Source organism: Roseateles sp. 22389, from assembly GCF_052044995.1.
In the GTDB taxonomy this organism is placed as follows: domain Bacteria; phylum Pseudomonadota; class Gammaproteobacteria; order Burkholderiales; family Burkholderiaceae_C; genus Roseateles.
This window is the reverse complement of the sequence record NZ_JBQEOF010000015.1, coordinates 142,393-153,531: the sequence shown is the minus strand read 5'-3', so window position 1 is coordinate 153,531 and position 11,139 is coordinate 142,393. Positions and strand designations below refer to the sequence as shown.

The 11,139-nt window shown below is 67.3% G+C and carries 11 protein-coding genes; 6 read left to right on the top strand and 5 right to left on the bottom strand.

Going from position 1 to position 11,139, the window contains the following annotated elements; translation table 11 throughout:
- Positions 1-197: 197 nt before the first annotated feature.
- From ACTJKJ_RS19825 to ACTJKJ_RS19815, 3 genes are all read left to right on the top strand, one after another.
- On the top strand, positions 198-1,178 hold the full coding sequence (locus ACTJKJ_RS19825; RefSeq protein WP_440819474.1) for an IS110 family transposase: 981 nt from the start codon (positions 198-200) through the stop codon (positions 1,176-1,178).
- Positions 1,179-1,377: 199 nt separating this feature from the next.
- Complete coding sequence (locus tag ACTJKJ_RS19820; protein WP_091721452.1) at positions 1,378-2,040, top strand: amino acid ABC transporter permease; 663 nt, start codon at positions 1,378-1,380, stop codon at positions 2,038-2,040.
- Between the two features lie 143 nt (positions 2,041-2,183).
- On the top strand, positions 2,184-3,110 hold the full coding sequence (locus ACTJKJ_RS19815; RefSeq protein ID WP_440821479.1) for a DMT family transporter: 927 nt from the start codon (positions 2,184-2,186) through the stop codon (positions 3,108-3,110).
- A 12-nt stretch (positions 3,111-3,122) separates the two neighbouring features.
- On the opposite strand, the gene ACTJKJ_RS19810 is transcribed toward ACTJKJ_RS19815, so the two are convergent.
- Entirely contained in the window at positions 3,123-3,341 is a 219-nt protein-coding gene (locus ACTJKJ_RS19810; protein ID WP_091721456.1) for a hypothetical protein, read from the bottom strand.
- Between the two features lie 179 nt (positions 3,342-3,520).
- Here ACTJKJ_RS19810 and ACTJKJ_RS19805 point away from each other — a divergent pair, with 179 nt between their 5' ends.
- A complete protein-coding gene (locus ACTJKJ_RS19805) occupies positions 3,521-4,204 on the top strand; it encodes an ion channel (RefSeq protein ID WP_440821478.1) in 684 nt (227 codons plus the stop codon).
- A 48-nt stretch (positions 4,205-4,252) separates the two neighbouring features.
- Here the strand turns inward: ACTJKJ_RS19805 and ACTJKJ_RS19800 are convergent, their stop codons facing one another.
- Positions 4,253-5,449 (bottom strand): hypothetical protein, encoded by a 1,197-nt coding sequence (locus ACTJKJ_RS19800; protein ID WP_440821477.1) that lies wholly within the window; start codon positions 5,447-5,449, stop codon positions 4,253-4,255.
- 151 nt (positions 5,450-5,600) lie between these two features.
- Between ACTJKJ_RS19800 and ACTJKJ_RS19795 the strand changes: the two genes are divergently transcribed.
- Both ACTJKJ_RS19795 and ACTJKJ_RS19790 read left to right on the top strand, forming a co-directional pair.
- Complete coding sequence (locus ACTJKJ_RS19795; RefSeq protein WP_440821476.1) at positions 5,601-7,757, top strand: GNAT family N-acetyltransferase; 2,157 nt, start codon at positions 5,601-5,603, stop codon at positions 7,755-7,757.
- A complete protein-coding gene (locus ACTJKJ_RS19790) occupies positions 7,754-8,227 on the top strand; it encodes a transcriptional regulator (RefSeq protein ID WP_440821475.1) in 474 nt (157 codons plus the stop codon). Before ACTJKJ_RS19795 ends, ACTJKJ_RS19790 begins: the two co-directional genes overlap by 4 nt.
- A 69-nt stretch (positions 8,228-8,296) precedes the next feature.
- Here ACTJKJ_RS19790 and ACTJKJ_RS19785 read toward each other — a convergent pair whose 3' ends face one another.
- From ACTJKJ_RS19785 to ACTJKJ_RS19775, 3 genes are all read right to left on the bottom strand, one after another.
- Complete coding sequence (locus tag ACTJKJ_RS19785; RefSeq protein ID WP_440821474.1) at positions 8,297-9,466, bottom strand: glycerophosphodiester phosphodiesterase; 1,170 nt, start codon at positions 9,464-9,466, stop codon at positions 8,297-8,299.
- A 222-nt stretch (positions 9,467-9,688) separates the two neighbouring features.
- Positions 9,689-10,621, bottom strand: coding sequence for a DUF2145 domain-containing protein (locus ACTJKJ_RS19780; protein WP_440821473.1), 933 nt, complete (start codon positions 10,619-10,621; stop codon positions 9,689-9,691).
- Entirely contained in the window at positions 10,618-11,112 is a 495-nt protein-coding gene (locus ACTJKJ_RS19775; RefSeq protein ID WP_343604218.1) for a hypothetical protein, read from the bottom strand. The genes ACTJKJ_RS19780 and ACTJKJ_RS19775 overlap by 4 nt, the downstream gene beginning before the upstream one ends.
- Positions 11,113-11,139: the final 27 nt, after the last annotated feature.

The following is an 11,139-nucleotide window of genomic DNA, read 5'->3' as shown; positions in this document are numbered from 1 at the left end:
CCCTTGTATCTTTCGTTTTGAGAGTACACACAGGTTTGTTTTGGCAGTTGTCCACAGCCCGTCTGCCCTCTGGGATACCTAGCCCGTGGGAGAGCATTTGGCGTGGACGACTGGCCGTCTGTTGAGCAAGCCCGAACAGTTGCTGGACGGCCGACATGCACTGGCGTGCTCGGACCTCGAATTTGCAAGGATGGGAAATGGCAGGCGCACCTGAACTGATTTTTGTTGGTATCGATGTTTCCAAAGCCACGCTTGAGGTGGCCTTGAATGACAGGGACAAGACGCAGACCTTCAGCAACGATGAGCCCGGTTTGAAGTCGCTGTTGGCGATGCTCACTGAGATGCGCGAGCGCGTGGGAGTCGTTCTGCTGGAAGCCACCGGTGGGCTGGAGCAGCCGGCGGCGGCGATGCTGTGCGCGCATGGTTTGGCCGTCATGGTGATCAATCCGCGCCAGGCGCATGACTTCGCCAAAGCGATGGGCTACCTGGCCAAGACGGACCGCACGGACGCGAAGATGCTGTCGCAGTTTGCGCGCACGCTGCATGCCAGCGACCGGCGCGAGCGACTGCTCTACAAACTGCCCACGGACGCGCAGGAGACACTGCTAGCCATGGTGACGCGGCGCAGTCAGCTCGTGGCCATGCGGGTGGCTGAGCACAACCGATTGGCGAGCATGCACGCGTCGCAGCGCAAGAGCATTCGCACCATTCTGAAGATGCTGGACCACCAAATCGGAAAGATCGATGACGATGCGGGCGGCTTCCTGAAGGAGCACTTCAAGGACAAGCTGGAGTTGCTCAAAGGGCTCAAGGGAGTGGGGCCAGGCACACAAGCGATGCTGATGGCTGCGCTGCCCGAACTCGGCCAACTCAAGCGACGCGAGATCGCCAAACTCGTGGGTGTGGCGCCGTTGAACAACGACAGCGGCACATTCAAGGGTCGGCGCTCCACCTGGGGTGGACGGGCCAATGTCCGTTCGGCGCTGTACATGGCTTCGCTCAGCGCTGTGCGTTATGACCCTGTCCTCAGGAGCTTCTACGAACGACTGGTGCAAGCGGGCAAGCCTAAGAAGGTGGCGCTGACCGCCTGCATGCACAAGCTGCTCACCATCATCAACGCCGTCATCAAGTCCGGCACCGCTTGGCAGCCCTCTTATCCACAGCCCGCGCTAGCCTGATTAGCGCTTGACTTGGAACACAGTTGCTCTCCCGCTTGCGGGAGAGCAAGGGTGAGGGTTCCTGCGACGGCCGCTGGCCCTCACCCCCGCCCCTCTCCCGCAAGCGGGAGAGGGAGTTCGACGGAGGCGGAGAGGGGGTGAGGAGAAGATGGCAACATCGCCACTTCCGCCGCGAGGCGCGCTGCTCCCGAAGAACTCCATGGATCTCCCGTCCTTGCTTTCCCTGGCCGAGATGGCCTGGCCGGTGCTCTTGAAGGGCACCGGCTACACGCTCCTATTCGCGGTGATGGCGATGATCTTCGGCCTGCCGCTGGCGGGGTTGATCACGCTGGTGCGCGTGCTGCGCGTGCCGGTCCTGGACACGCTGATGGCGGTCTACGTGAGCGCGATGCGCGGCACGCCGCTGCTGGTGCAGGTGTTCATCGTCTACTACGGCCTCCCAAGCATCGGCATCGAGTTCTCCCCGCTGGTCGCCGGCGTGCTGACGCTGACGCTGAACGTGGCCGCCTACATGAGCGAGACGATGCGTGGCGCCATCGGCGCGGTGGAGCAGGGCCAGTGGCTGGCGGGCACCTCGCTGGGCCTGAGCCGCCACCAGACGCTGCGTTTCGTGATCGGGCCGCAGGCGCTGCGCGCGGCGGTGCCCAGCCTGTCCAACAGCCTGATCTCGCTGATCAAGGACACCTCGCTGGTGTCGGTGATCGCGGTCACCGAGCTGATGCTGGCCACCAAGGAGTTGATCTCCACCACCTTCCAGCCCTTCCCGCTCTACATGGCGGCCGCGGCGATCTACTGGCTGCTGAGCTTCGCTTTCGAGCAGGTGCAGAAGTGGATGGAGAAACGGATGGCCTATCCGCATTGAGGCCGCTTGGCGCTCACTGCTCACCGCTCACCGCTCACCGCTCACCGCTCACCGCCTGGGCCCCGGCGTGCCTTCTGGCACCCCCTCGCGACACGGGCGCGCATCGCCCGGCCCGTGACGCCGAGCGCCGATAGTTCCCACCCATGAGCGCCGCCCCGATGACCCATGCCCCTTCGCATCTCTCCACCCACCTGCGCCTGGTCGGCATGGCGGTGCTGTGGGGCGCGTCCTGGCCCTGGGGACGGGTGCTGGCGCAGGCGATGCCGCCGCTGGCCGCGGCCGCCTGCCGTTTCCTGATCGCCGGCGCGATCCTGATGCTGTGGCTGGCCAGCACCGGCCGCCTGGCCGCGCTGCGCAGCTGGACGGCCTCGCGCTGGGCCGGCATGGTGCTGGCGGCGAGCTTCGGCGTCTTCGGCTACGCGACCTTCTTCATGAGCGGCCTCAAGCATGTGCCGGCCGGCAAGGGCGCGCTGGTGATCACGCTGAACCCGGTGATCACGCTGCTGCTGGCGGCCTGGATCTTCCATGAGCGGCTGAACAAGCGCATCGGCCTGGGCATGGCGCTCGCGGCGGTGGGCGCGGCCGTCGTGATCACGCGCGGCGAGCCTTGGCATGTGCTGGACGGGCGCGTCGGCATCGGCGAACTGCTGCTGCTGGGCTGCGTCGCCTGCTGGGTCGCCTACACGCTGATCGGCCGCAAGGTGATGGCCGGCGTCGACGCGCTGACCACCACCGCCGTCACCGCCGCGATCGGCGCGGTGATGCTGCTGGCGCTGACGCTGGCCGTCGACGGCACGGCCGGCCTGGCCGGCGTGCTGGCCGCGCCGCGCAACGCGTGGCTGTGCATGGCGGGCATCACCGTCGGCTCGACGGCGCTGGCCTACGCCTGGTACTTCGACGGCGTGAAGGCGCTGGGCGCCGGCGCGGCGTCCGGCTATATCACGCTGGTGCCGGTGTTCGGCGTCGTGTTCTCGGCGCTGTGGCTGGGCGAGGTCGTGGACGCGTCGCTGCTGGTCGGCGGCACGATGGCGATCGCCGGCACCGCGCTGATGAACCTCGGCCGGCGCTGAGCCCCGGGCCGCTTACTTCCGGCCGGCGCCGAGCAGCACCACACCGCCCAGCGCGATGGCGGCCACGCCGGCCCACATCGGCACGTTGACGCGCTTGGTCTCCTCGACCTTGAGCTCGATCGGGCCGAGCTTGGCGGCGGTGTTCTCCTTCGTGTACGAGAAGCCACCGTAGACCAGCGCGAGCACGCCCGCCGCGATCAGGATCACGCCCACCCAACGAATGCCACCCATGACGTCCTCCAGTCCTTGCGATAGGGATTGACCGGCGGCCGCGTCGCTTCGCGCCCATCCCGCCGGGGTGGCTCATTGGACCTCAAGCCGGCGGCGGCGCAAGTAGGACGGCACCGCATTCTGGCGACGACGCCGGCCCGAGGCCCGGCTCGCGGCACGCGCCCGTGGAGAATGCGTCGATGCGTGTCCTTCGAGTCCTCGTCCTGACGCGGCGCCATCCGTCCGCGATCCTGTTGCTGGTGCAGCTGTTGGGGCTGCTGCTGTATCCGCTGATCGAGTCCAGCCGCGCCGCGCCGCTGGCGCTCAGCGCCTTCGGCATCGTGGTGCTGGTCTTCACGACGCGCATGGTGCGCAGCACGCCGGGGCTGACCTGGCTGAGCGTGACCATCGCGCTGCCGGCGATCGCGCTGTTGCTGCTGCAGGCGTTCTGGGGCATGGACCAGCTGCTGCCGTGGTCCGCCGCGCTGGAGGCGCTGTTCTACTTCTATGCCGCGGCCAGCCTGATCGCCTACATGATGAGCGACTGGCATGCGACCACCGACGAGCTCTTCGCCGCCGGTGCCACCTTCACGCTGCTGGCCTGGGGCTTCGCCCACCTGTTCGTCGTGGTGCAGGCGCTGTATCCGGGCAGCTTCTCGGCGGCGGTGGATCCGCAGTCGCCGCGCACCTGGACCGAGCTGATGTTCCTGAGCTTCGCGCTGCTGTCCAGCACCGGCATCGGCGACGTGATCCCGGTCAAGCCGCTCGCGCGCGCGGTCACGACGGTCGAGATGTTCGTCGGCGTCATGTACCTGGCGGCGGTCGTGTCGCGGCTGATCGGGCTGACGCTGATCCGGCGCCGCGAGCTGTCCGACCTCGACTGACGATCGTCCCGCGGCGCAGCGCAGCGCCGCGGTCGCCGTCGTCGTCGCCTAACGCTTGGCCGGCGGCACGTCGCCGCGCGGCAGTTGATCGGCGCCGGGGGCCTCGGGCGCGCGCGTCGTCAGGTCCTTGGCCCAGGCGAAGCCCTTCTTTGCGACGCCCATGGCCTGGTTGGCGGCCTCGGCGGTGGTGCTGCGGACCTGCTCGGCGCTGGGCAGCCGTTCCTGCGTCCACTGGGCGGCCTTGCGCGCCGCGTCGGCCGCCTGCGTGGCGGCGTCGCCGGCCTGCGCGCGCACCTGGTCGATGGTCGGCAGCTGCTGCTGCGTCCAGTCCGCGGCCTTGCGCGCGGCGTCCCAGGCGGTCGTCGCGGCGGTGGCCGTCGTCGCGCGCACCTGGTCGGCGCTGGGCAGGCGCTGCTGGGTCCAGTCGGCGGCGTCGACCAGCACGGTGCGCACCTGGCCCGCCGCGCCGCCGGCCAGGCCCATGGTCTGGTTCCAGCGCTTGGAGAGCTCGCCCGGCGGCGCGGTGGCGAGCAGCCGCACGACGGTGTCGAGCGCCTCGGCCTCGGCCGTCGTCAGCGGCCCGCCGGCTTCGAGCATGCCGCGCATGAAGACGCCCAGGTCCTTGGCGATGGCGGCATGGTTGCAGTCGGGATTCAGGTGCAGGAATTCGGCGCCCTCGGCCGCCATCGCGGCCAGGTCGCTGCCGCCCAGCCGCGCCTCGACGGCGGCGACGGACTGCTCGACGAAGGCGCGGTTCAAGCCCCAGTCGTCGATCAGGTGGTCGACGAGGTATTGGCGCTCGGCGGCCTCGATGGCGCCGTCGACAGCCGCCAGCCGCAGCGACAGCGGCGCGATCAGGTCGAACAGCGCCAGGCCCAGCGTGTCCAGCGGCGTGTTGAGGTACTTGGGGATCTCGATGACGCGGTCGCCCTTGGTCGAGCTCAGCAGGCGGTACATGCCGTAGCAGGCGCCGCCCGAAGCGAGCGCCGCGAAGGCCACCCAGCCGATCGGCGTGGCCGAGGCGCCCAGCAGCGACGCGACCATGCCGGTCTTGGCGACCGCCGCGCCCGCGCCGGCGGCGCCGAGGACGTCCCACACCTCGCGGCCGCGATTGATCATGCGCAGCGAGGCATAGGCCGCCTCGCCGATGGCGAGCTTGGCCTTGAATCGCAAGGGGTCGGTGACGACCTCGTCGACGCCCTTCAATTCGGGCGGGGGCAGCAGCAGGGGCGCGGGGGCGGACATGCGGGACGGCTCCAGTGGAATGGAGGGAGTCTAGCGAAGTGGAGAAGGCCGGTTGGATTCGCCTTCGTGTGTGGCTGGGGCAACACCCGTGGGCTGAAGCTCGTCCAGCGATGGCTAGCATCGGTGAAACCGAATCAGCAGGGAGCCAGGGATGGAGATCAATCGAATGCAGACGTTGATGTCGGCGTCCCGGGTGAAAGCGCACCTGCCCGCCGTGGTTGATGCTGCGGACGCGGACCGTCTGGCACTCGGCTTTTTCGCGGAGTCGGTGTACGCGGAGTTCAGTCGCAAGGAACAGTTGCTGGTACTGGTCGATGTCCAGGGAGGCGAGGAGATATACGCAGGGCACCTGCTGTTCGATGTGAAGTTCCCGAAGGCGCATGTACTTCAGATCCATGTCGCCAAGCGGTTTCGAGGGCATCAGCTCGGCTCCGCGTTGCTGGACGCTTTGAAGGCGCACCTGACGGACCTGGGCTTCATCTCGATCTTCGCGCGCGTCGCCGAGGATCTCACTCAAGCCAACGGATTCTGGAACTCGCAAGGCTTCTATACGCAGCGCCTTACTCAAGGCGGAAAGAGCCGCAACCGGACCATCGTCGTGCGAGCGCATGAGTTGAAAACGGCCCAGCTTTTCTGTGGCAGCGGCATCAGCGCGGCAGATCCTCTTGGACTCGACTTTGGCGAGCAGCGGACGAGGCCGCTGTATCTGCTGGATCTGAACGTACTTTTCGACCTGGGACCGAGGCGAGAACGCCACCTGTCTGCCCTGGACGTCTTTCGGGCCGAGCGGATGCAGACTTGTGCGCTGGCAATCAGCTCCGAAATCGAAGTCGAACTGACGCGGACAGCGCGCGATACCAAAACCGATCCCATGCTCGCATTCGCTGGGATGCTGTCCCGCTTTCCGGTCCCGGATGCGGATGTGCTCGCACGCCTGCTTCCCGGACTGGGAGAGATCGTGTTTCCCGCTCGATCTCGCGCCGGTACGCTGAGTGCCAATGATCTTTCCGACTTGAAGCACCTCGCGACAGCCATCCATAACGGCCTTCCAGGCCTGATTACCAACGACGAGACCGTCCTGGCGGCCGCGCCGTCGCTGCGAAAGGAGTACGGGCTGGATGTCCTATCCCCTGTGCGCTTCCAAGCACCGTTGGATGAACACGAGCAGCCGGTCGTCCATGCGGCCTCCAACGACGACACGATCACGATCGAGCGCGCACAACATGACGACGCTCAGGCCATCCAGGCGTTGCTGACCTGCCTGGGAATCGGGGTCGTGGAGCAACTTTCGCAGTGGGCCGCGGCAGAGGACAAGAGCACGGCATGCGTGCGCCTCGTCGCTCGGTGCGAAGGGGCAGTCATTGGGTACATGGCCTTGCCAGCCAGCCCGCAGCGTTCCAACGTTCGAGCCTATGTGGCCGTACGTGAAGACTTGGCCGGAGCCGAAGCCGCCGCTCATGCCTTTCTTCTTCGCCTCCACGAGAGTGTGCCGATAGGCGGCGTGGGCAACATCCATCTCAGTTGCCCGGATCAACAGGCCACGTTGCGGGAAGCCGCAGCATCGTTCGGTTACACGGCGTCGCCGAGCGCTCCGACTGAACTGATGAAGGTTTCCTTGAAGCAGCACGTGCGGGCTTCGACATGGGGGACCACTCGGCAGGCCTTGCTTTCCGCTGTGGCCATGCAGCTTCCGGAGAATCCGCCCGAGTACCGTCACGTGGATCAACAGCTACCGCTACTTCGACGAGACGGGCAGCGGATGCATGTTTCCATCTTCCAGCTTGAAGCACTTCTGGCGCCGGCACTACTTTGCCTTCAGGGGCGCAATGGCGTCATGGTGCCGATACAGCGGCGCTTCGAGGAGCCCTTGATCGCGCAATCCCCGCAGACGTCCTGGTTGCCTGTGAACAAGGCGCAGCTGCGCCCGCAACGCCTCTATGTCAGCGGCCCGAAGACGTTGAAGAATTTCCACCGCGGCGACCTGATGTTTTTCTATGAATCGAGCAAGGACAAGGGCACGCGGTCGGTGATCGCGGTCGGCCGTGTTCTGCGGGCCTTCCATCGGGGGCAGGGCGAGGTCGAGACAGCGGATCTTTCCGGATCTATCCTGACCGAGGATCAACTGTCCGAAATCGGAGCTGCTACCACGAAGACCGTCACCGTCTTTGACAATGTGCTTCGACTACCTTGTCCCGTGAGCCTGGAACACCTGAAGTCTTTAGGCTGCGGGTCATCGCAACAGCTGCTGACGGCCCAGCGCTTGTCAGCGCAACAGGTTCAGGGCATTTTGGAGAAGGGATTTCAATGACGACGCATGTCCTCATCTCGCTCGAGGAGCGACACGCCAACAACATCCTTGCAGGCACGAAGACCGTCGAGCTTCGTCGTCGATCGATGCACGTTGAACCAGGCACTTTGGTCTGGTTCTATGTCAAGCAGCCAGTGGCCTGTGTCGTTGGATTCGCGGTCGCCGGAGAACGCTATGCGGCCGCGCCTGACAACGTGTGGAGAAAGTTCGGAAAGGTCTCCGGCCTCGAGCGCAAAGAGTTCATGGACTACTTTGTCGGATGCAGTGAGGCTTCGGCAATGCGGCTCGACGCCCCGACTCGGCTGCGCAAGTACGTGGGCTTGGCTGAACTCAGGGCCAACGTGCCGGGGTTCCATCCACCGCAGTTCTATGTGCGCATGAATGACGAGTCCCCACTTCGCAATCTCTTGACTTCGTACTTGACCAAGCGACAAATGGCGATGCGTACCGGCCGGAGGTTGCTCAGCTAGATGCGGCAAATCGCGGGCGAGTCCGCCCGCTATCAGCATCCCGCTGGCCCCGCCCCCGCCGCGGCGTCCTCAGCGCTTCACATACGCGTCGATCGCCTTGCGCGCCAGGAAGGACTGGTCGCTGAACAGGCCGTCCATGCCGAGCTTGAGGAAGGCGTCGATCTGACCGGCGAGGTTGCCGATCGCGGCCGGGTCGTCGCTGCTGTCGAACTCGTTGGGCAGGAAGCTGTTCTCCGCGCGGAAGGTCCAGCCGTGCACGATCAGCCCCGCCGCATGCGCGTCCTTCACCAGCGTCGTCGGCGTGCCCAGGCGGCCGGCCACCAGCGGGATCATCAGGTTGGTGTTGGCGCCGATGCCTTGCGCGTAGCTGGAGATCTCGGCCAGGCCGGCCGGCTTGGCCAGGTCGGCGTAGCTGCGCTTGTCGCCGCTGAGCGTGAAGTCGTAGGGCTGGCCCGTGGCGCTGAGCAACTGCACCAGCGGCACGCGCGTCATGCGCTTGAGCTTGCGCAGGTTGCCGACCTCGAAGGACTGGATGAAGACCGCCGCGTCCGGGCCGCGGTAGCCGTACTTGTGGAGCAGGCGCACCAGCGGCTCCTCCAGCGGCTGGCCGATGCCGGCGAAGTAGCTCGGGTGCTTGGTCTCCGGATAGACGCCGATCGGCTTGACCTTGCGGTGGCCCCAACGGCCGTCTCGGCTGGCCTCCTCGCGGCGGCGCTCGTTGGCCTGCTGCACCAGCTGCAGCACTTCCTCGAAGGTCGGCACCTCGAACATGTCGTTGAAGCGGCTGTTGGCCGGCCGGATCTGCGGGATGCGCTCGCGGGCGCGCAGCGTCTTGAGCTCGGCCAGCGTGAAGTCCTCGGTGAACCAGCCGGTGATGGCCACGCCGTCGATGCTCTTGGTCGTCTTGCGCGAGGCGAATTCAGGCCGATCGGCCACATCGGTCGTCGCTTCGCGCACCGAGCCGTCCGGATTCAGGATCGCGATCGCGTTCTCGTGGCGCGCCACCAGCACGCCGTCCTTGGTCAGCACGAGGTCGGGCTCGACGTAATCCGCGCCCTGCTCGATGGCCAGCCAGTAGGCGGCCAGCGTGTGCTCCGGCAGGTAGCCGCTGGCGCCGCGGTGCGCGATCAGCAGCGGCTCCTTGGCGCGCGGCGGGTGGTAGGCCTCGTGCGCGCAGGCGGTGGACGCCAGCGAGGCGGCCGCGACGGCGGCGAGCAGGGTGGAACGGAGCAGCTTCATGCGGAGGTCTCCTTCGAGCGGATGGTGTCGTTGGGGCGAGTCACGAAGGTCCGCCAGCGCAGAGGCTGTCGAGTCGATGTGACGTTCGCGTGGTCGAAACGTGAAGCGCTCGAAGGGTAGGCGCTGACGGATGAAGATTTGATGATCTCCCCACCGCGGGAAGTCCCCTGAAACAGGTCTTACAGGGGAGGAGGGCGGGGGAGGGCGCTGAGCGGCTGGCGCTCAGGAGGCCAGGGGCAGGATTTCGTCGCCTGGCGCGGCGCGGCAGTCCGGTGGCAGCGGCTCCCAGCCGCGTCGCACGACGATCTCGCCGCCGGTCGCGCAGAGCTCGATGCGCTGCGCCTGAGGCACCCGCTGGTGGACGAAGGCCTCCAGCGCCGCCGGGGTGGAGACCTTCAGGCGCATCGCGTAGAGGTCGTCGAGCGGGTGATCGTCGCTGTGGATCAGCGGCACGAACTGGGCGGCGAACATCACCGCATGCGACGGCACGACCACCGGCGTGGGGTCGTAGCCCAGCGCCCGCAGCGCGCGTTGCGCCTGGACGCGGTCGGGCGTCGGCGCGTCGTCCTCGCGGGGCTGCCAGGCGAAGCCCATCAACTCCGCGACCCACTGGTTGCAGTTCTGGTAGCGCGTGGCGAAGGCATAGGCGCTCGCGCTGTAGCGCGGCGACAGCAGCCCGAGCGCCAGGCGGTTGTCCAAGGCGCGCGCGGCGAGCCGGCTGCCGGCCTCGCCGGGCAGCGTCACGATGGCGAGCCGGATCGGCGCGGTCTTGCCCGCGCTCAGCAGGAAGCCGGCCAGGCCCTGGTCGTAGAGCCGGGCCCGGGACTCGTCGCAGGCGTAATACAGCTGACGCACCGACCAGGGGCCGTTGCGGCTGTCCTTCAGCGCGAGGCCGCTGTGGGAGTACTGCAGTTGGAAGCGGCTCAGGTCGGTGCCGGAGCGCGACACCAGCGCGGCGTCGACGCCGCTGGCCACCAGCTCGCGGCGCGCGACCGCGACGACCTGGAGCTGGCGGTCCTGCTCGGTGGCGGGGACCTCGCCGCCGCGGTCGCAGAAAGTCGCGGCGCGGGCGCTCGTGACGAACGTGAGTCCGAGGGCCAGCGCGGCGAGCAGGCCGAGGCCGGCCGCGACGCGGCGCGGCCGTCGCGGGGTCACAGGGTCACCGGATGGGATTCCAGTTCGCGGTGCCAGTCGTTGCGCAGCGCCAGCAGGAAGGCCTGGCGGTTCTCTGCGCGGGCGAACTCGTAGCCGTAGTCACGCTGGCGGGCCAGCACATGGTCGCCGACCCGCAGCGGCTGGGCGGCGACGGCCTGCTTGGGCACGTAGAGGAAGAAATCGGTGCCGCCTTCGGCGCGCACCGGCTGCAGGTGCAGGCGCGTCGTGTCGGTGCGGCCGGCGGCGTCCTCGACGGCGAGGACCTTGTATTCGCCTTCGGCGACCTTGCGGTCCTTGCTGGAGCTGTCGCTCGACTGGCCGATCGAATCGGACAGCTGCTTCGACGACACCGAGCCGGCGCTGGAGGCCGAGGTGACCAGGCTGTCGGCGCGGGCGGGCGCGGTGAAGAGGGCAGTGGCCGCGGCAGCGGCGGCAAGGGCGAGGGAAAGGCGGGAGAGGTGAGAGAAGCTGTGGCGCATAGGACCGTCCATGGGGAAGTCGGTCCGGCCGCGAATCGG

Bases quoted from the DNA above. Each gene is read 5' to 3' on its own strand.
- ACTJKJ_RS19825 (WP_440819474.1), top strand. From the start codon at position 198: ATGGCAGGCGCACCTGAACTGATTTTTGTTGGTATCGATGTTTCCAAA.
- ACTJKJ_RS19820 (WP_091721452.1), top strand. From the start codon at position 1,378: ATGGATCTCCCGTCCTTGCTTTCCCTGGCCGAGATGGCCTGGCCGGTG.
- ACTJKJ_RS19815 (WP_440821479.1), top strand. From the start codon at position 2,184: ATGAGCGCCGCCCCGATGACCCATGCCCCTTCGCATCTCTCCACCCAC.
- ACTJKJ_RS19810 (WP_091721456.1), bottom strand. From the start codon at position 3,341: ATGGGTGGCATTCGTTGGGTGGGCGTGATCCTGATCGCGGCGGGCGTG.
- ACTJKJ_RS19805 (WP_440821478.1), top strand. From the start codon at position 3,521: ATGCGTGTCCTTCGAGTCCTCGTCCTGACGCGGCGCCATCCGTCCGCG.
- ACTJKJ_RS19800 (WP_440821477.1), bottom strand. From the start codon at position 5,449: ATGTCCGCCCCCGCGCCCCTGCTGCTGCCCCCGCCCGAATTGAAGGGC.
- ACTJKJ_RS19795 (WP_440821476.1), top strand. From the start codon at position 5,601: ATGGAGATCAATCGAATGCAGACGTTGATGTCGGCGTCCCGGGTGAAA.
- ACTJKJ_RS19790 (WP_440821475.1), top strand. From the start codon at position 7,754: ATGACGACGCATGTCCTCATCTCGCTCGAGGAGCGACACGCCAACAAC.
- ACTJKJ_RS19785 (WP_440821474.1), bottom strand. From the start codon at position 9,466: ATGAAGCTGCTCCGTTCCACCCTGCTCGCCGCCGTCGCGGCCGCCTCG.
- ACTJKJ_RS19775 (WP_343604218.1), bottom strand. From the start codon at position 11,112: ATGGACGGTCCTATGCGCCACAGCTTCTCTCACCTCTCCCGCCTTTCC.